The organism is Streptomyces roseoviridis, from assembly GCF_039535235.1.
GTDB classification, from domain to species: Bacteria; Actinomycetota; Actinomycetes; order Streptomycetales; family Streptomycetaceae; genus Streptomyces; species Streptomyces roseoviridis.
On record NZ_BAAAWU010000001.1, the window covers coordinates 6,922,407 to 6,942,833 of the forward strand.

Annotated in this window: 17 protein-coding genes; 9 read left to right on the forward strand and 8 right to left on the reverse strand. The window is 75.1% G+C overall.

Features of this window, described 5'->3' with window-relative positions:
- The first annotated feature begins 42 nt into the window (after positions 1–42).
- Entirely contained in the window at positions 43–2,109 is a 2,067-nt protein-coding gene (locus ABD954_RS31310) for an ABC transporter permease subunit (protein ID WP_345491144.1), read from the forward strand.
- 1 nt (position 2,110) lies between these two features.
- Positions 2,111–3,073 (forward strand): ABC transporter substrate-binding protein, encoded by a 963-nt coding sequence (locus ABD954_RS31315; RefSeq protein ID WP_345491146.1) that lies wholly within the window; start codon positions 2,111–2,113, stop codon positions 3,071–3,073.
- 95 nt (positions 3,074–3,168) lie between these two features.
- Here the strand turns inward: ABD954_RS31315 and ABD954_RS31320 are convergent, their stop codons facing one another.
- Entirely contained in the window at positions 3,169–3,876 is a 708-nt protein-coding gene (locus ABD954_RS31320; RefSeq protein ID WP_345491148.1) for a DUF4232 domain-containing protein, read from the reverse strand.
- A gap of 252 nt (positions 3,877–4,128) precedes the next feature.
- On the opposite strand from ABD954_RS31320, the gene ABD954_RS31325 reads away from it, so the two are divergent.
- Positions 4,129–5,055 carry an LLM class F420-dependent oxidoreductase gene (locus ABD954_RS31325; RefSeq protein ID WP_345491150.1) on the forward strand — a complete coding sequence of 309 codons (927 nt, stop codon included), beginning with the start codon at positions 4,129–4,131 and terminating at the stop codon, positions 5,053–5,055.
- Between the two features lie 29 nt (positions 5,056–5,084).
- On the opposite strand, the gene xdhC is transcribed toward ABD954_RS31325, so the two are convergent.
- The 4 genes from xdhC to ABD954_RS31345 all read right to left on the reverse strand — a co-directional run bounded on the left by xdhC (position 5,085) and on the right by ABD954_RS31345 (position 10,552).
- Positions 5,085–5,897, reverse strand: coding sequence for a xanthine dehydrogenase accessory protein XdhC (gene xdhC, locus ABD954_RS31330; RefSeq protein ID WP_345491152.1), 813 nt, complete (start codon positions 5,895–5,897; stop codon positions 5,085–5,087).
- A gap of 1 nt (position 5,898) precedes the next feature.
- Positions 5,899–8,343 carry a xanthine dehydrogenase molybdopterin binding subunit gene (xdhB, locus tag ABD954_RS31335; RefSeq protein ID WP_345491154.1) on the reverse strand — a complete coding sequence of 815 codons (2,445 nt, stop codon included), beginning with the start codon at positions 8,341–8,343 and terminating at the stop codon, positions 5,899–5,901.
- Complete coding sequence (locus ABD954_RS31340; protein ID WP_345491156.1) at positions 8,340–9,815, reverse strand: xanthine dehydrogenase small subunit; 1,476 nt, start codon at positions 9,813–9,815, stop codon at positions 8,340–8,342. Before ABD954_RS31340 ends, xdhB begins: the two co-directional genes overlap by 4 nt.
- A gap of 356 nt (positions 9,816–10,171) precedes the next feature.
- Positions 10,172–10,552: a VOC family protein gene (locus ABD954_RS31345; RefSeq protein WP_345491158.1), complete on the reverse strand. Its 381-nt coding sequence runs from the start codon at positions 10,550–10,552 to the stop codon at positions 10,172–10,174.
- 124 nt (positions 10,553–10,676) lie between these two features.
- On the opposite strand from ABD954_RS31345, the gene ABD954_RS31350 reads away from it, so the two are divergent.
- From ABD954_RS31350 to ABD954_RS31365, 4 genes are all read left to right on the forward strand, one after another.
- On the forward strand, positions 10,677–11,156 hold the full coding sequence (locus tag ABD954_RS31350; protein ID WP_345491160.1) for a cation:proton antiporter regulatory subunit: 480 nt from the start codon (positions 10,677–10,679) through the stop codon (positions 11,154–11,156).
- 5 nt (positions 11,157–11,161) lie between these two features.
- A complete protein-coding gene (locus ABD954_RS31355) occupies positions 11,162–12,349 on the forward strand; it encodes a cation:proton antiporter (protein ID WP_345491162.1) in 1,188 nt (395 codons plus the stop codon).
- Positions 12,350–12,804: 455 nt separating this feature from the next.
- On the forward strand, positions 12,805–14,778 hold the full coding sequence (locus tag ABD954_RS31360) for an ATP-binding protein (RefSeq protein WP_345491164.1): 1,974 nt from the start codon (positions 12,805–12,807) through the stop codon (positions 14,776–14,778).
- Between the two features lie 7 nt (positions 14,779–14,785).
- Entirely contained in the window at positions 14,786–15,451 is a 666-nt protein-coding gene (locus ABD954_RS31365; RefSeq protein WP_345491166.1) for a response regulator, read from the forward strand.
- A 7-nt stretch (positions 15,452–15,458) separates the two neighbouring features.
- Here the strand turns inward: ABD954_RS31365 and ABD954_RS31370 are convergent, their stop codons facing one another.
- The 3 genes from ABD954_RS31370 to ABD954_RS31380 form a co-directional block, all read right to left on the reverse strand.
- The gene (locus ABD954_RS31370) at positions 15,459–16,676 is read right to left on the reverse strand and encodes a sensor histidine kinase (protein ID WP_425584114.1); all 1,218 of its coding nucleotides are present in this window, start codon (positions 16,674–16,676) and stop codon (positions 15,459–15,461) included.
- Positions 16,677–16,848: 172 nt separating this feature from the next.
- Entirely contained in the window at positions 16,849–18,234 is a 1,386-nt protein-coding gene (locus tag ABD954_RS31375) for an FtsX-like permease family protein (protein ID WP_345491170.1), read from the reverse strand.
- A 5-nt stretch (positions 18,235–18,239) separates the two neighbouring features.
- A complete protein-coding gene (locus ABD954_RS31380) occupies positions 18,240–18,992 on the reverse strand; it encodes an ABC transporter ATP-binding protein (RefSeq protein WP_345491172.1) in 753 nt (250 codons plus the stop codon).
- 222 nt (positions 18,993–19,214) lie between these two features.
- On the opposite strand from ABD954_RS31380, the gene ABD954_RS31385 reads away from it, so the two are divergent.
- Together ABD954_RS31385 and ABD954_RS31390 are read left to right on the forward strand one after the other, a co-directional pair.
- Positions 19,215–19,955, forward strand: a complete 741-nt coding sequence (locus tag ABD954_RS31385) for an SOS response-associated peptidase (protein WP_345491174.1) — start codon at positions 19,215–19,217, stop codon at positions 19,953–19,955.
- Positions 19,956–20,116: 161 nt separating this feature from the next.
- Positions 20,117–20,338 carry a DUF6479 family protein gene (locus ABD954_RS31390; protein WP_345492586.1) on the forward strand — a complete coding sequence of 74 codons (222 nt, stop codon included), beginning with the start codon at positions 20,117–20,119 and terminating at the stop codon, positions 20,336–20,338.
- Positions 20,339–20,427 lie beyond the last annotated feature (89 nt).

Here is a 20,427-nt window from a genome sequence, read left to right on the forward strand (position 1 = left end):
GCCGTGCGGCCGCACGACCGGCGACGCCGGGCGGTGGCGCCGATGACCGTCACCGCCACCCCCGCCTCCTCCGGCCGCCGGACACCCCCCGGTGCCGCCGGGTCCGCCGACGCCCGAACGGCCACCGCCGACGCCCGGAAGGCCACCGAGAGCACCGAGGGCACGAACGGCACCACCCGCCCCACCGGCATCCGCCTCGCCGCGGCGCACGCGCTCACGCGCCACCGCGGCCTGCTGATCGGCGCCGGCACCGCCGCGGCGCTCCTCCTCGGAGCCGCCCTGCTCGGCACCGGCTCCTGGCCGGCGTCCCTCGCCGTCGACCTGTCCGGACCGCTCGGGCGCGCCAGCGACTGGATCATCGACAACCGTGACAGCCACCCGCTGTTCCTCTACTTCCTCGGCCACGTCAGCAACCTCGTGGTCGTGTCCGTCCGCGCCGTGTACCTGGTGCTGCTCGCCCTCGGCTGGGCCGGCGTCACCGCCGCCGCCGGCCTCGTGGCCTGGCGGGTCGCGGGCGTCCGGCTCGCGCTGACCTCCGTCGCCGCCTTCGCCGTGTGCGGACTGCTCGGCATGTGGGTGCCCACCATGCAGACGCTCGCCCTGATGGTGGTCGCCGTCGCCGCCTCCGTCCTGCTCGGCGGCCTGCTCGGGCTCGCCGCCGGCCTGTCCGACCGCATGCACCGCGTCCTGCGCCCGGTCCTCGACACCATGCAGGTGCTGCCGGCGTTCGCGTATCTGCTGCCCGTCGTCCTGGTCTTCGGCATCGGCGTGCCCGCGGCCGTCCTCGCGACCGTCGTCTACGCCGCCCCGCCCATGGCCCGGCTCACCGCGCTCGGCCTGCGCGGCGCGGACGCCGGCGTCATGGAGGCCGCCGCGTCCCTCGGCGCCACCGGCCGGCAGCGGCTGCTCACCGCCCGGCTGCCGCTGGCCCGCAAGGAACTCCTCCTCGGCGTCAACCAGTCCATCATGATGGCCCTCGGCATGGCCGTGATCGCCTCCGTCATCGGCGCGGGCGGCCTCGGCGACCGCGTCTACCAGGCGCTCGCGTCCGTCGACGTCGGCGCCGCGCTCGCGGCCGGCGTGCCGATCGTGCTGCTCGCCGTCGTCCTCGACCGGGTCACCGCCGCGGCGGGCGGGCGGATCGGCGCCGCCCCGCGCCGCCGCGCCGGACTCGTCCGGGCCGCCGGCCTCCTCGGCGTCGCCGCCGTCGCCGTCGCCGGGCGCCTCGCCGACCGGCTCGCCTGGCCCGACGCGTGGACGGCGGACGTCGCCGAGCCCGTCAACCGGGCCGTCGACTGGATGACCGGCCACCTCTACACCGGTGTGCCCCTCGTCGGCGGCACCGCCGACTGGGCCGGCCGCTTCACCACCTGGGTCCTCAACCCGCTGCGGGACGCGCTGCAGTGGCTGCCCTGGTGGACGGTCCTGCTGGCCGTCGGCGCCCTCGCCCTGCTCATCGGCACCTGGCGCACCGCCGCCACCGCCGTCCTCGCGATGGCCGCGATCGGTGTCCTCGGTGTCTGGGACCCGGCGCTCGACACGCTGTCCCAGGTCCTGGCCGCCGTCGCCGTCACGCTGCTGCTCGGCTTCGCCCTCGGTGTCGCCGCCGCCCGCAGCACCCGGCTCGGGCGGGCCCTGCGACCGGTGCTCGACGTCTTCCAGACGCTGCCGCAGTTCGTCTACCTCATCCCCGTGGTCGCCCTGTTCGGCGTGGGCCGCGCCCCGGCGGTCGCCGCCGCCGTGGTCTACGCGCTGCCCGCGGTCGTGCGGATCACGGCCCAGGGCGTGCGCGCGGTGGACCCGGCCGCGATGGAGTCCTCGCGCTCGCTCGGCGCGACCGGCCGCCAGCAGCTCTTCCAGGTCCAGCTTCCGCTCGCCCGGCCCGCCCTGCTGCTCGCCGCCAACCAGGGCGTGGTCCTGGTCCTCGCCGTCGTCGTCATCGGCGGTCTGGTGGGCGGTGGCGCGCTCGGCTACGACGCGGTCTTCGGCCTCGCCCAGGGCGACCTGGCGACCGGCCTGGTCGCCGGTGCCGCGATCGTCTGCCTCGGCCTGATGCTCGACCGCGTCACCCAGCCGACGGAACGCGCACTCGCCGGAAAGGGGGCCTGAGATGGCCCGCACACGCCTCGCGGCACTCCTTGCCGCGGCCGCCCTGACGGCCGGGCTCACCGGCTGCGGCGCCGCCGACATGACCCGCCAGTCCTCCCCGTACGCCGACGCGAAGGGCGCCCGCACGGTGACCCTGTCCGTCCAGTCGTGGGTGGGCGCGCAGGCCAACGTCGCCGTCGCCCGCCACCTGCTGGAGCACGAGCTCGGCTACCGGGTCGACACCGTCCAGATCGACGAGGTCCCCGCCTGGGACGCCCTCAGTCAGGGCCGGGTGGACGCCATCCTGGAGGACTGGGGCCACCCGGAACAGGAGAAGCGGTACGTCGACGACAAGGGGACCATCGCGCGGGGCGGTGACCTCGGGGTGACCGGCCACATCGGCTGGTTCGTGCCGACGTACTTCGCCGAGCAGCACCCGGACGTCACCGACTGGAAGAACCTGAACAAGTACGCCGACGCCTTCCGCACCGCGGAGAGCGGCGGCAAGGGCCAGCTCATGGACGGCTCCCCCTCCTACGTCACCAACGACAAGGCGCTCGTGGAGAACCTGGACCTGGACTACCAGGTGGTGTTCGCGGGCTCCGAGGCGGCGCAGATCACCCAGATCAAGCAGTTCGCCAAGGAGAAGAAGCCGTTCCTGACCTACTGGTACAAGCCCCAGTGGCTGTTCGAGAAGGTCCCCATGACGGAGGTGAAGCTGCCCGCCTACACGGAGGGCTGCGACGCCGACCCGGCGAAGGTGGCGTGCGCCTATCCGCACACCCCGTTGCAGAAGTTCCTCAACGCCCGTTTCGCGGAGGGCGGCGGCGACGCGGCGGCCTTCCTGAAGAAGTTCCGCTGGACGACCGAGATGCAGAACGACGTCGCCCTGATGATCGCGGAGCAGAAGCTGTCGCCGGAGGAGGCGGCCGACCGCTGGGTGAAGGCCAACGAGGCCACCTGGCGGACCTGGCTCCCGTCCTGACACGGGTGCCACCGCTGCGGCTCCCCGCCTGACACGGGTGCGGCGGCCCGGACCGCGCGCCCGGACCGCCGCACCCGTCGTGGCGGGTGCCCGCCTCACTTCGACACGACGAAGTCCAGGGCGAAGCCCGACGCGGTCGTCCAGTAGGTGACGAGCTGGCCGTCGTCCGCGTACAGGGTGCTGACCGGCATCGGCACCTCGACCGGCTCGCCCAGGCGACTGCCCGGCTTGCCGCCCTGCAGGGTGAGGCTGATGCTCTTCGCCTCGTACTCGTCCCGGGCGCCCCCGCTGACCAGCAGGGCCGCATGGGCCTCGTCCCCCGGGGCGAGGGCGACCGGCTTCCCCGGGTCCGGGTCGCTGTCCTTGATCACCGGGACCGTGGTCCGCGCCTCCGCACCGAGCCGCACGAGGGGATGGCGGTACAGCTCGCACGTCGTGTCGCCCGTGTTCTGGACGGTGATCAGGAGGTGCCTGGCCTCCTTGCTGTCCGCGGGCTCCTTCACGGCGGAGACCGCGAGGTGCTCCGTCGTGCAGGCGGCGCCGTTGCCGGCGCCGGTGCCGTTGCCACCGGTCCCGCCGGAGCCGTCCGAGGTGGCGCTCGGCTTCGGCGAGGCCGTCGCGTCCGGCGTGGCCGGCGCCGATCCGCCCGGCCTCGCCGAACTCGACGCGCTCGCCCGGTCCGACGGCGCGGCCGTGGCCGCGTCCCCGGCCGCGTCCGGCCCGCAGGCGGTGGCCCCGAGCAGCGCGGCGATCACCGCGGCCCCGACGGCCCAGGACTTCCCGGCAGGAGTGTGCGTGTTCATGATGTTTCCCCCGTGGTCGGCCGCGAGCGGCCCCTCTCGACTCGTGCTCTCCCTCAGGGTCTGCGTTCGAGCGTCCTCCGCGACACCCCCGCCCGGAGAGCTGTTACCCAGGAGGTACAGGGAAGGGTCGATTCCGACTCGCTCGGCGCGGTGCCGGGCCGCGACCGCCCCCCACGCCCGCCGGGCGCGGGCTTCACACAGTGTTCACGCGGACCCGGAATGTCCCCACCGCCGCGGCGGGTTGCGGCGTACATGACTCTCGGCGTAACGCTCAGCTCGACCTCCCGGCAGCTCCCCGTCGACGACACCGTGCGGCTCGCACGCGAGGCGCGGGACGCAGGGCTGCACTCCGCGTGGTTCGGCCAGTCCTTCGCGTACGACTCGCCCACGCTGGCCGCGATCGTGGGCCGCGAGGTGCCGGGCCTGCACGTGGGGACCGCCGCGATCCCGATATTCGGCCGGCATCCGCTGCTCGTCTCCAGCCAGGCCCAGACGGCCCAGGCCGCCACCGGCGGGCGCTATCACCTCGGGCTCGGCCTCGGCACCCGGCACCTCACCGAGACCGGACTCGGCCTTCCGTACCAGCGGCCCATCGGGCTGCTCAGGGAGTTCCTCACCGCCCTGCGGCCCCTCCTCGAAACGGGCGAGGCCGACTTCCACGGCGAGCTCCTGACGGCGACGACGCCCTACTCGGCGGCGGTCCCGGGGGCCCGGCCGCCGGTGCCGGTGCTCGTCGCCGCCATGGGGCCGCAGGCGCTGCGGGTCAGCGGCGAACTCGCCGACGGCATCCTGCCGTTCCTCGCCGGCCCGCGTGCGCTCGCCGAGCACATCGTCCCGGCCGTGACGGCCGCGGCGGAGGCGGCCGGCCGCCCCGCGCCCCGGATCGTGGCCCTCGTCCCCGGCGCCGTCACCTCCGATGCCGAGGGCGTACGGCGGCACGCGGCCGAGGCACTCGCGCTCTACGAGCGGATCCCCTCCTACCGGCGCGTCATCGAGCTCTCCGGCGCCGAGCGCGCCGCCGACCTGGCCGTCCTCGGCGACGAGGAGACCGTCGCCGCCGAGGTACGGCGCTATTTCGAGGCGGGGGCGACGGAGGTCGTCCTCACCGCGACAGACCTGAGCGGCGAGGCGGACCGCAGCCGCACCTGGAAGCTGCTCGGCGAACTGTCACGGAGCTGAGCCGCGCCCCTCGCCCCACCGGCGGCCCGTCAGTGTCCCCCCTCGGCCTCGAAGGTGCGCAGCAGGTCGGCGGCGACGCTCACGGCGATGGTCGCCGGTTCCTTGCCGGTGACGTCGGCCAGCCCGATCGGGGTCTTGATCCGGTCGACGGCGGCCTCGTCGTGCCCGCCCTCGGTGAGCAGGCGGCGGCGGAACCGCACCCACTTGGCCGCCGAGCCGATCAGGCCGACGGAGCCGAGCCCGGGCGTGCGCAGGGCGGCGTCGCACAGCGCCGCGTCCTCGGCATGATCGTGAGTCATGATCAGGACGTGGGTGCCGGGCGGCAGTTCCTCGAGCACCTCCTCGGGCAGCAGCGGCGTGTGGTGCACGTGCACCTGCGACACCGCGTCCGCGAGGACGGCGAGCCGCTCCTCGGTGAGGATGTCGGAGCGGCTGTCGATCAGATGGAGGTCGAGGTCCTGACGGGCCAGGATGCGGGCCAGTTCGAGCCCGACGTGCCCGACTCCGAAGATCGCCACCGCCCGTACCACCGGCAGCGGTTCGAGCAGCACCGAGACCGTGCCGCCACAGCACTGCACACCGTGCCGGTTGGTCACCTTGTCGTTCAGGGCGAAGTCGATCAGCTCCGGCTCGGCCTTGGCGGCGTCGATCATCTCCCGGGCCCGGTCGATGGCCACGGCCTCGACGTTGCCGCCCCCGATCGAGCCCCAGGTCCCGGTCCGTCCCACCACGAGTTTCGCCCCCGCGTCGCGCGGGGCGTGGCCCCGCACGGTCGCGACGGTCACGAGCACGCCGGGCTCCCGGCGCGCCCGCAACCGCGCGACCGCGGTGACCCACGTCATGTCAGGCACCGATCGCCGCTTCTGCGCCGGCCCGGAACCCGCCGGCGGCCGGGCCGCCGTCGACCCGCCCGGCGTCGACCCGCCCGCTCCCGGCGGCCGGCCCGTCCGCGGCGCCGCTCCGGCGGGCCGCCTGGACCGCCCAGTACACGGCCTCCGGGGTGGCGGGCGAGGCCAGCTCGACACCGGTCCCGTCCGGCCCGAACGCCGCGGCGGCCTGCCGCAGGGCCTCGCGCACCGAGAACGCCAGCATGAACGGAGGCTCGCCGACCGCCTTCGACCCGTACACGGCACCCTCCTCGGTGGCGTCCTCGAGCAGCGTGACGTGGAACTCCTCCGGCATCTCCGAGAAGCTCGGCAGCTTGTACGTGCTCGCGGCCTGCGTCAGGAGCCGCCCCCTGCCGGGCCCGTCACCGGCGTCCCAGCGCAGGTCCTCGAGCGTCAGCCAGCCCGCGCCCTGCACGAATCCGCCCTCGATCTGGCCGATGTCGATCAACGGAGAGAGGCTGTCGCCGACGTCGTGCACGATATCGACCCGCCGGACGCGGTACGCGCCGGTGAAGCCGTCCACCTCCACCTCGGCCGCCGCGGCGCCGTGCGCGAAGTACTTGAACGGCGAGCCCCGGAACGCCTTGGCGTCCCAGTGCAGCCCCTCCGTCCGGTAGAAACCGGCCGCCGACAGCTGCACCCGCTGGAGGTAGGCGGTGCGCACCAGGTCGTCCCAGGCCAGCTCCCTGTCGCTGCCCAGCGTCCGCGCGACGCCCTCCACGATGCGTACGTCCGAGGCGTGGGACCCGAGCTGCGTGGCGGCCACCCGCAGCAGCCGCTCGCGCAACTGCTCGCAGGCGTTCTTCACCGCCGCGCCGTTGAGGTCCGCCCCTGCGCTGGCGGCGGTGGCGGAGGTGTTGGGCACCTTGTCCGTACGGGTGGGGGCGAGCCGCACCTTGTGCAGCGGGATGCCGAGCGTGGTCGCCGCCACCTGGAGCATCTTGGTGTGCAGGCCCTGGCCCATCTCCGTACCGCCGTGGTTGATCAGGACGGAGCCGTCCTTGTAGATCAGCACCAGCGCCCCGCCCTGGTTGAAGGCGGTGAGGTTGAAGGAGATCCCGAACTTCAGCGCCGTCAGGGCGAGTCCCCGCTTGGTGTGCGGGTGCGCGGCGTTGAACGCGGCGATCTCGCGCGCCCGGTCGGCGAAGCCGGCCCGTTCCTTGACCTGCTCCCAGACGGCGGTGATCCGTTCCGGCCGCACGACCGGCTGCCCGTACGGCGTCGTCTGGCCCTGCCCCTTCCGGTAGAAGTTGCGTTCCCGCAGCTCCGTCGGGTCGAGGCCGAGCAGCGGCGCGCACCGGCCCATGATGTCCTCGATGATCAGCATTCCCTGCGGACCGCCGAAGCCGCGGAAGGCGGTGTTGGAGACCTTGTTGGTCCTGGCGATGCGGCCGGCGACGCGGGCGTTCGGGATCCAGTAGGTGTTGTCGATGTGGCACAGCGCGCGGGCCACCACCGGCTCGGACAGGTCCAGGCTCCAGCCGCCGTCCGCGGTCAGGGTGGCGTCGAGGGCCTGGATGCGGCCGTCGGCGTCGAAGCCGATCCGCCAGGAGGCGTGGAAGCCGTGCCGCTTGCCGGACATGGTCAGGTCCTGGGTGCGGTTCAGCCGCACCCGGACCGGCCGGCCGGTCAGCTTCGCGCCGAGCGCGGCGACGGCGGCGAAGCCGTGCGGCTGCATCTCCTTGCCGCCGAAGCCGCCTCCCATCCGCAGGCACTGCACGGTCACCTCGTGACTGTGCAGGCCGAGGACGTGCGCGACGATCTCCTGGGTCTCCGAGGGATGCTGGGTGCTGCTGTGGACGAAGACCTGCTCGCCCTCGTCGACGTAGGCCAGCGCCGCGTGCGTCTCCAGGTAGAAGTGCTCCTGGTCGGAGAACTGGAGCTCACCGGTGAAGACGTGGGCGGAGTCGGCGAAGCCGGCCTCGACGTCACCGGTCTCCATCACGGGCCGGGCGCCGTGGAAGCTGCCGGCCTCGATCGCCTCGGTCAGGGTGATCAGCGAGGGCAGTTCGTCGAGTTCGACCTCGACGGCGGCCGCGCCGAGCCGGGCCGCCTCGAGCGTCTCGCCGAGCACCCAGGCGACCGCGTGGCCGTGGAACATGACCTCGTCGGGGAACAGCGGTTCGTCGTGCTTCATCCCGGCGTCGTTGACCCCGGGCACGTCGGCGCCGGTCAGCACGCGGACCACGCCGGGCACGGCGAGCGCGGCCCCGGTGCGCAGCGCGGTGATCCGGCCGTGGGCCCGCATGACCTGGACCGGGTAGGCGTGCAGCACGTCCTTGGTCCGGTGGACCAGGTCGTCGGTGTACAGCGCGGTGCCGGTGACGTGCAGGGCGGCACTCTCGTGCGGCATCGGCACGCCGACGACCGCCTTCTCGGGGCGCTCGGACAGTTGACTCATGACGACACCGCCTCGGTGGTCTGTGCGTACAGCTTCAGCAGGCTCTGGCCGAGCATCGCGGAGCGGTACGCGGCGCTCGCGCGGTGGTCGCTCATCGGGGTCCCCTCGGTGCGCAGCAACGCGGCCGCGGCCTCGACGGCCGGTGCCGTCCACGGCCCGCCCTCCAGGGCCGCCTCGGCGGCGAGGGCGCGGATCGGCGTGGCGGCCACGCCGCCCAGGCCGATGCGGGCCTTGCGGACGACGCCGTCCTCGACGTCGAGCGCGAAGGCGACCGCCACGCTGGAGATGTCGTCGAAGCGCCGCTTGGCGATCTTGTGGAAGGCCGTGACCGGCGACAGGGGCAGCGGGACGCGCACGGCGCGGATCAGCTCGCCGGGCCGGCGCACGCTCTGCCGGTAACCGGTGAAGTACTCCGCGAGCGGGACCTCGCGCTCACCGTCGGCGTCGGCGAGCACCACCGACGCCTCCAGAGCGAGCAGCACCGGCGGGCTGTCCCCGATGGGGGAGCCGGTGCCGAGGTTGCCGCCGAGGGTGGCACCGTTGCGGATGAGCCGGGAGGCGAACTGCGGGAACAGTTCGGCGAGGAGCGGTACGGAACCGTCGAGACGGCGCTCGATCTCGGTGAGGGTCAGCGCCGCCCCGATCTCGATCGCGTCGGACTCGACGCGCAGTTCCCGCAGTTCGGGCAGCCGGTCGACGGCGACCACGCAATCCGCCCGGCGGGCGCGGATGTTCACCTCCACGCCCCAGTCGGTCGATCCGGCGACCACCACGGCGTCGGGCCGGTCGCGCAGCAGCCGCAGCGTCTCGGCGAGGGTGTTCTTCCGCAGGAACTCCCTCCCCTCGCGCACGTATGCGGTGGCCACGGGCGCGGGCGGGTCCTGTTCGCGCCGCAGCGCGAGCGGGTCGTCACCGGAGGGCGCGCCGACGGCGAACGCGGCGTCGCGGATGGGGCGGTAGCCGGTGCAGCGGCACAGGTTGCCGCTGAGGGCGTGGAGGTCGAAGCCGTTGGGCCCGTGCTCGGCGTCGGCGTCGGCTCCGTCGGCCGGGCCGGTCTCCGGGTGGGCGCAGCGGTCGGGCCGGTAGTACTCGGCGGCCATGCTGCACACGAACCCCGGTGTGCAGTAACCGCATTGGGAACCGCCGCGGACCGCCATCTCCTCCTGCACCGGGTGCAGCGCGGGGGCGGTGCCGGGCTCCCCGGGGGTGGCGAGGCCCTCGGCGGTGACGAGCTCCTGGCCGTCCAGTGCCGCGACCGGGACCAGACAGGCGTTGACCGCCACCCAGTCGGTGGGCTTGTCCACCCCCGGACGGGCCACCAGGACCGAGCAGGCGCCGCACTCGCCCTCGGCGCAGCCCTCCTTGGTGCCGGTGAGACCGCGCTCGCGCAGGAAGTCGAGGACGGTGGTGTGGGGCGCCGCCGGAGCGATCGGCGCTTCCTTCCCGTTGACCGTGATCCGTGCCTCTACCATGACGGGCCCTCGTTTCGGGGCAGGATCGATCGATGCATCATGTTCGCCAATGTCAGGCAGCTTTCTGTGCTCAGAGGCGCCACGTCACAGAAGTGGGGCGCGAAAGCGGCACGCGTCAGCGACGTGCCGTGAGGAGATGAGGAAGAAGCCGGAGCGTGCCGCCGCGAGGGGCACAGGAGGACGGCGTCTCAGCAGCCGTGCGCGATGCGACCCGGAATCCAGACCGTGCTGTGGGCGAGGCGACTCAGATCGGAGTGGGTGTACATCCGCAGGTCGCCTCCTCTCGGCCGTCTCGGGTCGGTGTAGGCCGCAAGCTAGTGGCTGGCGCGAGGGAGGTCAAGGGGCCGCCGGCCGGATCAGACCGGCTGGAGCCGGGTGTGCAGCAGGCAGAACTCGTTGCCCTCCGGGTCGGCCAGGACGTGCCAGTTCTCCTCGCCCGTCTGGCCGACGTCGGCGGGCCTCGCGCCCAGGGCGAGGAGCCGCTCCAGCTCGGCGTCCTGGTCGCGGTCGGTGGCGTTGACGTCGATGTGCAGGGGCAGCCTGCCGGTGCGCGGGTTGCTGCTGGGGCTGAGGACCAGCGTGGGCTGCGGCCCGCCGAACCCGGCGCCGGGCGGCCCGATCTCGATGCTGCCGTCCTCACGGCCGAGCTCGACGTAGCCGAGGACCTCGCTCCAGAACGCGGCGAGCCGGTCGGGGTCGGCGCAGTGGAGGACCAGCTCACTGATGCGGCATGCCATGCCCGCCAGTGTAGGAAGCCGGCCCGGACGGAAGCGGAGGCCACGCCGACGGGACCCGCGCCGCCGTTCCCCGCCTGGCCCCCGGCCGCATGCCGCGGCCCCCGTGTCCGCCGAGGATGGGCCCATGGACGTCACCGAGGTACTTCTGCCGGGCGTGGGGCTGCGGTACGAGTTCACGAGCCACCGCGGGGACCGGGTCGGGGTCGTGGCCCACCGCACGGGCGACTTCGACGTGGTCGTCTACCGGGAGGAGGACCCGGACGAGGGGCGGCCGGTGCTCCGGCTCAACGGAGAGGAGGCCGACGCGGTCGCCGAGATCCTGGGCGCCCCGCGGATCACGGAGCGCTTCGCGGACCTGACGAAGGAGGTCCCCGGACTGCTGTCCGAGCCGGTCGAGGTGGCCCCGGGCAGCGCGTACGACGGCCGCCCGCTCGGCGACACCCGGGCGCGCACCCGCACGGGGGCGTCGGTCGTCGCGATCGTGCGCGGCCGGGACGTGATCGCCTCGCCCGCCCCCCGGGAGCTCCTGCGCGGCGGGGACGTGCTGGTCGTGATCGGCACCGACGAGGGCATCGCGGGCGTGGAACAGATCATCCGGGGCTGAGCGGCGTGCGCACCCCGGTCGCCCTGCTCCTGGAGCTGGGTGTGATCCTCGCGGTCCTGAGCGTGCTCGGCACGCTGGCGCGCCGCCTCACCCTGTCGCCCGTCCCGCTCTACCTGCTCGCCGGCCTCGCCATCGGGGAGGGCGGTGTGGCGCCCGTGCCGGCGGCCGGTGACTTCGTCGAGACCGGCGCCGCGATCGGCGTCGTCCTGCTGCTGCTCGCCCTGGGGCTCGAGTTCTCGCTGCCCGAGTTCGCCGTGGGCGTCCGACGCCATGTGCCGTCCGCCCTGGTCGACCTCGGGCTGAACTCCGTGCCCGGGGCCGTCGCGGGCTGGCTCCTGGGCATGGACGGCATCGGGATCCTCGCCCTGGCCGGCGCCACGTACATCTCCTCCTCCGGGATCGTGGCCCGGCTGCTGTCCGATCTGCGGCGGCTGGGCAACCGCGAGACCCCGGCGGTGCTGTCGGTGCTGGTCATGGAGGACTGCGCCATGGCCGTCTACCTGCCGGTGCTCGCCGTCCTCGCCTCGGGCGGCAGGTGGTGGCAGGCGGTGCTCGGCGTGCTCGTCGCCCTCGGCGCGGTCGTCCTCGCGTTCACGGTCTCCTACCGGTGGGGCCACCACGTCGGCAGGCTCGTCGCCCACCCGGACGCCGAGCAACTGCTCCTGCGGGTCCTGGGCCTCACGCTCATCGTCGCCGCCCTGGCCGAGGCCGTGCACGCCTCCGCCGCGGTCGGCGCCTTCCTGGTCGGCCTCACCTTGACGGGCGAGACGGCGACGCGTACCCGCGCGGTTCTCGGGCCGCTGCGGGACCTGTTCGCGGCGGTGTTCTTCCTGGCCATCGGGCTGTCCGTCGACCCGGGCGACCTCCTGCCCGTCCTGCCCGCCGCGCTGGCGCTCGCCGCCGTCACGGCCGTCACCAAGGTCGCCACCGGCCACGTCGCCGCCGCCCGCGACGGGGTCGGCCGCAGAGGGCGGCTGCGCGCGGGGACCGTGCTCATCGCCCGCGGCGAGTTCTCCCTGGTGATCGTCGGTCTCGTCGGGACCCTGCACGACGGACTCGGTCCGCTGGTCACCGCGTACGTCTTCGTGCTCGCCCTCGCGGGCCCCCTCCTGACCCGGTTCGCCGGGGCCCTTCCCCTGCGCGGCACGCGGCCGCCCGGTCCTCCGCCCGGCACGGCGCGGCAGGAGACGTGACCCGCTGCCCGCCCCGTTCCCGTACAGACATCGCCGGACGGCCCGGCTCGGGAGGCGTGACCGCGCACCCGGGGCGCCCTGGTCGCCCTCTGGTGCGCGCGTGCGAACGAAGGAGACGGCGTGCGAGTCCTCCTCGCCGCGCCGTACGGCGCCGGCCTCGTGATCGACACCTCCCTGCGCGTGTCGAACGCCAGGGCGGAGACGGAACCGGGGTGGACGCCGCGCTGCCCACCGACCGCGAAGGCGTGGCCGCGCCACCGGCCCGGCCGGGGCCGCGCGGGACGGCCGGGCGTCGTTCACTCGCACGTGTGGTCCGGGCCGGATCCTCGCCACCAGGAGCAGCCGCCGCACGTTGGGCTGGTGCGACCCGCTTGCAGTGACGGTTCTGCACGCTGGACCTGCGGTCATGCACCGCACGGCGCACGGCGGCGTCGCGTGCGAAGGACATCGGCCGGATGACGGGTGGAGCGGACGTGTGGGCTGGATCCGAGGGGGACGGCGCCCTGTTCGAGGGGCGTCACGGCGGGCTCGTGGGGCGCGAAGCGGAACTGGCCGCACTCGAACGGGCGCTGGCCGGAAGCCGGCTGGTCACCGTCGTGGGCGCGGCCGGGGTCGGCAAGAGCCGCCTGGCGATGGCGGCCGCCGGCCGCCGCGACCTGGCGCCGTGGTCGGGGACGGTGAAGGTCCGCTGGCACGACGGCGTCCCGGTGGACCCGAGCGCCCTGGCCGCACGGATCCTGCGGGCCCTGGGCTCCGCCGCCGACGAGCGACCCGGCCGGCCCGCCCCCGTAGCGCTTCCCGCCCCGCCGCCCCCGGCCGGCGGACCGCTGCTCGTCCTCGACGACGTCGACCCGGTGCACGCCGAATGCACGAGACTGGTGCAGTCCCTGTTGATGCGCCTGCCCGCCCTGCGGGTCCTGGTCACCGCACGCCGTCCGCTGGGGCTCGGCGACGAGCACGTGCTGCGCCTCGCACCCCTGCCCGCCGCCGACCCCGCCGACACCACGGGACCGTCGCCGGCGGCCGAGCTGTTCCTCGCCCGCGCCGCCGGCCGGCCGGACGCGGCCACCGAACTCGGCGCGGTCGAACAGGTGTGCCGCCTCGTGGAGGGCGTGCCCCTGGCGATCGAACTGGCCGCCGCCCAGCTCGGCGACACCACCCTGAGCGAGCTGACCGCACGACTGGAGAGCGGCCTGTGCTGGCTGACCGGCGCCGGCTCACCGGTCAACCGGCACCGGTCGGTCCGCTCGTCGATCGGAGCCGTACACGCCCTGTGCGAGCCCCCCGTCCGCACGGTCTGGCGCTGTCTGAGCGTCTTCGCCGGGGCCTTCACGGAGACCGCCGCCGCGTTCGTCTGCGAAGGACTCGGCGTCGACCCGGACGCCGTGCCTCCCGCCCTGGCCGCACTGGCGGCGACGGGCGTCCTCCAGCCCGACGGCGAGACCGGCACCGCACGCGAAGTGCGCCACCGGATGACCCGGGCCGCCCGGGACTTCGGCCGCGAACGCCTCACCGCCGCCGGGGAGACCACCGTGGCCCGCGACCGCCACGCCCGGCACTGCCGGAGCGTGGCCGTGGTCGCCGAGACCCTGTGGAACAGCGGTCTGCAACGTCAGGCCGCCCGGCTCGTCCTCGACGAACACCCCGACCTGCTGGCCCTCGTGCGCCGCGCCACCCGCCACCCCGCCCTCGCCGAGGCCGCCGCGGACAGCGTGCTGCACCTGTGGTTCTGGTGGGCGGCCCACGGCCACGCCCGGGAAGGCGCCGCACACCTCCTGCGCCTGCTGCCCCTCCTGCCCACCGAAGGGGCCGCGAAGGCCCGGGCCCAGTGGCTCGCCGCATGGCTCAGCACCGCCGCCGACCCGGCCACCGCCGGCCGGCTCCTCGACGCCGCCTGGCCGACCGCCGTCCTCGCCGGTGACGACGCCCTCGTCGGCCGCATCTCGCACGCCCACGGCACCCTCGCCTGGCAGCGGCACGACCTCCACACGGCCGCCGAGCACTACCGCCACGCCGCCGCCACCATCCCCGAACACGCCCCCGCCGGGCCCCCGGCCGCCGTCAGCCTCGCGGCCCTGGCCATCGTCCAGACCCACACCGACACCGACGCCGCCTTGCGGACCGCACGGCGCGCGCTCGCCCGGCCGACCGCCCGCGACGACACCTGGGCCAGGGCCCTCGCCCACTACGCCCGCGCCCTCGCCGACCACCGGGCCGGCCGCACCGGCCGGGCCCGCCACCGCGCCCGCCGCGCCCTCGCCCACCTCGACCCCCGCCTGGACGCGCCCCAGGCCCACCGCGCCCTGCGACGCCTCCTCGACGACGTCGACCACCCCGGCCGCACCGGCCCCGACGCCGCACGACGGCTCCGGCCGCCGTCCCTGCCGACCCAGCGCTCGACGGCCGCCGAGGACCCCGTCCACCGATAATGGTGTCGTGATCGACAAAACCCTGCGCGTGGTGCTGGCCGAGGACTCCGTCGTGCTCCGGGACGGCATGACCGAGCTGCTCGGCGCCCGTGGCTGCGAGGTGGTGGCGGCCGTCGGGACGGCACCCGCGCTGCTCGCCGCGGTCGCCGAACACCGGCCCGACGTGGCCGTGATCGACATCCGGATGCCTCCCACGCACACCGACGAAGGCATCCGCGCCGCCGTCGAGATCCGGGCGACGACGCCCGGGACCGGCATCCTCGTCTTCTCCCAGCACGTGGAGACCGCGTGGGCGTCCCGGCTGCTCGCGGACGGCGCCGCGGGCGTCGGATACCTCCTGAAGGAACGGGTCGCCCGCACCTCGGAGTTCGTCGACGCCCTGCACCGGGTCGCCGGCGGGGGAGCGGCGCTCGACCCCGAGGTGGTCACCCAGCTCATGCGCGGCGGACGGCGCCGCCCGGTGGACGCCCTCACCCCGCGCGAACGCGAGGTGCTGGAGCTGATGGCGCAGGGCCGTTCCAACCGCTCCATCGCCGCCGCCCTGGTCGTGTCGGAGCGGGCGGTGGAGAAACACGTCGCCGCGGTGTTCGGCAAGTTCGGGCTGGTGGCGACGGAAGCCGACAACCGGCGGGTGAAGGCCGTCCTCACCTACCTCGCCGAGAGCGGTACCTGACGAGACGTCACAGTGTCACCGGGAGCTCCGCGGTGACCACGGTGGGGCCGCCGGGCGGACTGTCGACCGTGAGGACGCCGTCCACGGCCGCGAGCCGCTCGGCCAGGCCCGCCAGACCGGTGCCGGTACCGGTGCCGGTCCCGGCGCCGCGGTGGCCGGTGCCGGCGGCCCCGCCGGGGCCCGTGCCCACGGCCGCCCCGCCGCGCCCGTCGTCGCGTACGACCAGGCGGACCCTGCCGTCGGCGGCGGTCACCGTGAGCGCGGCCGCGGAGGCACCGCTGTGCTTGGCGACATTGGTGAGCAGCTCGGCGGCGCAGAAGTAGACGGCCCGCTCGATCGCCGGATCCGGACGTCCGGTCAGGTCGAGCCGGACCGCGACCGGCACGGACGACGTGGCGGTGAGCCCCGGCAGCGCTTCGTGCAGGCCGCCGTCCAGGGCGGCCGGGTGAATGCCCCGGGTGAGCCGCCGCAGCTCGGTGATGGTGTCGTCGGTCTGCCCGCGGGCGCGGTCGAGCAGGGTGCGCAGCCGCCCCAGGTCCGGGGCGGTCGCGGGCGCCAGCGCGTCCTCGGCCAGCGAGAGGGTGATCGCCAGGGCGACCAGGCGGGCCTGGGTGCCGTCGTGCAGGTCGCGCTCCAGGCGGCGCAGCCGGTCGGTGCTCTCCGCGAGCAGGGACGCGCGGGCGCTCTCCAGCTCCCGTACCCGCCGCTGGACGCGGGCCGGGCCGAGCAGCAGCCGCGCCAGCCACCGGTTCACCCGGCTCAGCATCCGTACGGCTGGGGGGACACAGGCCAGGAGCAGCAGCCCGAGCAGGACGGCGGCGACGTCCGGCAGGCCGGCCGGACGCGGCCCCGGCTGCAACAGCCGTACCCACAGGGGGAAGCCGACCAGCCAGCCACAGCCGAGCGGGAGGACCACGGCGGACGCGGCGCCGAGGAGACCGAGCGGCAGCCGCAGCACCAGGTAGAGCAACGCCCGCCAGGCCACCGGATCGGCCAGCACGGTACGCCCGCGCGCGATCGCGCCGGCCGGGCGCGGCAACGGTGCCGGCTCCTCGACGCACTCGCCGAGCAGCCGCCCGACCAGGCGCCGGTGCACCGCCCCCAGCCCACGGGCGCCCAGAAGGCCGACGACGAGGAACGGCAGCCCCAGCACGGTGAGCGAGAGCAACGTCCCCGCGTACAGCACCGCCAGCGCGTAGACGCCCCCGAGCAGGGCGAACGGCAGCCCGGCAACGGCAAAGGCCCACTCCCCGGCACGGAGGGAGCGAACGTGCGACCGGACGCGGCTGCGGGTGCGAACGCTGGTGCGTGCGCGGGTGCGGGCGCCGGTGCGAAGGGGCGCCCCGCCCCTGCCCGCCCGCGCGTCGCCCGGCCTCGCCCCCCGACTCCCCTTCGCGTCAGTCACGGCCGCCGCCCGCCGACTCCGCCGCCGGGCCGCGTACGGCGAACAGACCGGTAACCAGGATGGCCGGGACGGTCAGGGCCGCCGCCCCCGCCAGGGTCCACCAGCAGGCCGCCATCGGGACCGAGGGGAGCGCGGAGCCGGTCGCCGCCGTGCTGAAGGCGGCGCCCGCGGCGGCGGCGACCGTCGCGCCGAGGAGGACACCGACCGCCGTCGTGAGGACCGCTTCCGCGGTGAGCATGCGCAGCAGCTGGGAGCGGGTCGCGCCGACGAGGCGGAGGAGGGCGAACTCCCGGCGGCGCTCGGCGGTCACGGCGACGAGGGTGTTCAGGGTGGACACGGCGGCGAAGCAGAGCAGCAGCGCCAGTTCGGCCTGCCGGAGCCAGACGTCCGTCGCGGAGGCGGCGCTCGTCGTCGCGGCAGGGGAGTGCCGGGCGGTGCTTGTCATGATCGACATGGTGCCCGAAAGCCCGACGAGGAGAGCGACCGGGACCACGGCGGACGACAACCGCCGCGCGTAGCCCCGCAGGTGGGCGTCGGCCAGCCACCCGACGCCGGGCGCCAGGGCCCGTACGGGCGCGCCCAGCACGGCCGACAGCACACGGGCCGCGAACGGCCCGGTCAGGGCGACGGCGACGAGCAGCACCAGCGAGCCGAACAGCGCCGCCTGCCCCGCCTTGTCCAGTTCGTGGGGCGGTCTGGTGGCGGCGAGGCGCAGCAGGAGGACGCCGCCCGCAAGGACGCCGATCCCGGCGAGCAGCCGCGGCACACCCGTGCGCGCGTGCTCGGTCGCGCTCGCGGTGAGGGCGGCGGCCGGGGAGATACGGGAGATCCGCCGGGCCGCGAGGGCTGTCGCGGCCAGACCGACGACGAGGGCCGCCACGAGAGCGACCAACATCGGGACCGGCGACCACGGCACCCGCAGGCCGGGCGCCGCCATCCCCCGCTCCTGGAGCGCGGCGAGGAACCACCGGGCCGCCGCCGCGCCGGCGAGCCACGCCGGTACGGCGACCAGCAGCGTGGTCGCCACGACCTGTCCGCGCACCAGCCGCCGGGTCTGCCGGGGCGTCGCCGCGACGGTGCGCAGCAGGGCGAGCTCGCGGTGCTGCTGCCGCAGGGTGAAACCCAGGGCGTTCACGACGACGAAGAACGCGACCAGCACGGCGATCTCGCCGAAGGCACCGGCGATCACCACCAAGCCGGGCCCGTCGGCCGCCTCCCGCACGGACGCCGGGGCGGCGAGGGCGGCGGCGAGCAGCGAACCGAACAGCGTCACGGCGGCCATGGCCAGGAACAGCGCCGCCGCCAGACCGGCGAAGGCGGCCGGACGCCGGCGCATCTGCCCCAGGGCCAACGACGGACCGCGGACGATCGACACCATCGCGCTCACCCGCCCAGCCGGCTCAGGCGCTCGCCGACCATCGCGGCGGTGGGCCGGTCGAGCTCGTCGACCACCATGCCGTCGGCCAGCAGCAGCACCCGGTCCGCGTACCCGGCGGCGACGGGATCGTGGGTCACCATCACACAGGTCCGGCCGTCCCGGTCCACCCCGTCCCGCAGCAGGGCGAGGATCTCGCGGCCGGTGTTCCGGTCGAGCGCGCCGGTCGGCTCGTCGGCGAACACCACCTGGGGGCGGGCGACCAGCGCCCGGGCGATCGCCACCCGCTGCTGCTGCCCCCCGGACAGCTGCCCCGGCCGGTGCCGCTCGCGGCCCGCCAGCCCCACCCGGGCGAGGGCGTCGAGCACCCGCGCCCGGTCGGGGCGCCGCCCGGCGAGCCGGCCGGGCAGCTCGACGTTCTGCGCGACCGTCATCGCCGGCATGAGGTTGAACGCCTGGAAGACGAACCCGATCCGGGTGCGCCGCAGTTCGGCCAGCCGCCGCTCCGGAAGCCGCGACACCTCCGTGTCACCCCACCAGACCGACCCCCGCGTGGGGCGGTCCATCCCGGCCAGGCAGTGCAGCAAGGTCGTCTTGCCCGATCCGGAGGGCCCCATCACCGCCGTGAACGTCCCCGGCGCGAGCGCCACCGACACCCCCCTCAGCGCCCGTACGGCGGCCGCACCCCGCCCGTACTCGCGGTGCAGCCCCTCCGCCCGCGCCGCGGTCCCCGTACCGTTCTCGATCATCGTCTCAGCCATGCCCCCATCCTCGGAGCGCCGCGGCCGCCGATCGATGGTGCCGCCACCCGAACCGGGGGTTCGGAAAACCGCACCCCCGGCGTCTCGCGGCGAGGCGGTGGGGGAGGAGCAGGGAGGAGGCGAGGGGGGCGGGACGGGCGCCCAGGGCGCGGGCCGGAACTCTCCGGGGCCCCCGGGGAGTGTCCGGTCGAGCGGGCCGGGGCGCCGTGGCACAGTGGGCCCATGTGCGGTCGCTACGCCTCCACCCGTGGGCCCGAGGACCTGACCCGCCTGTTCGGGGTCACCGACTGGCGCCCCGAGGAGACACTGGAGCCCAGCTGGAACGTCGCCCCCACCGACCAGGTCTACGCGGTCCTCGAACGCGCCGCCCGGGACGACGGCGACGAGGTGCGCCGCGAGCTGCGGGCGCTGCGGTGGGGACTGGTGCCCTCGTGGGCGAAGGACCCGAAGATCGGCTCCCGGCTGATCAACGCGCGCGTGGAGACCGTGCACGAGAAGCCCGCCTTCCGCAGCGCCTTCGCCAGGCGGCGCTGCCTGCTGCCGGCCGACGGTTTCTACGAATGGGATCCCGTCGAGGACCAGGCGACGGGCAGGACGCGCAAACAGCCGTACTTCATCCACCCCAGCGACGGTCAGCCGATGGCCATGGCCGGACTGTACGAGTTCTGGCGCGCCCCGCACGTCACGCAGGACGACGATCCCGACGCCTGGCTCGTGACCTGCACGATCCTCACCACCGAGGCCACCGACGCGGCCGGCCGCGTCCACCCCCGCATGCCCCTCGCGCTCCGGCCGGACCACTACGACGCCTGGCTCGACCCCCGCCACCAGGACACCGACGACCTGCGCGCCCTGCTCGTCCCGCCGGGGGACGGCCGGCTCGACGCCCGTCCCGTCTCCCCGGCGGTCAACAGCGTCCGCAACAACGGGCCCCACCTCCTGGACGCGGTCGACCGGCCGTGACCGCCGGCCGGCCCCGCGAGGGCCGTCCGGCCGGGGCGTTTACGAAAGGCCGGGACGGGACAGGCGCGGATGCACGCCCGAGCGCCCGGCAGCCGGACCGCCACGGCGCCGACCGACCGTCCGAATCCCGGGCACCGCCCGGGAAGACCTGAGAGGTGACCATGAACGCCCTCGCCACCGCGCCCGTTCTCGCATCGGCCGGCTCCAACGCCGTTCTCTTCGCCGTCGTCATCGGAGTCGTGGTCGTGGCGCTGCTCATCGGAGCGTTCTGGTGGGGCAGCCGTCGCGTCGCCCGCAGGCGCCGGCCGGTCGGCGACCCGACGCGGGCGCAGCGCGCGGGCGGCGACTCGTGGACGACCCCGGACGACCGCGACGCCCGGTGACACGACCGCGGTCGAACTCGGCCGCGGCCGCACTCGGCCACGGCGGAGCGCTCCTGCCCCGGCCGCCCGTAGCGCCCCACGCCGCGACG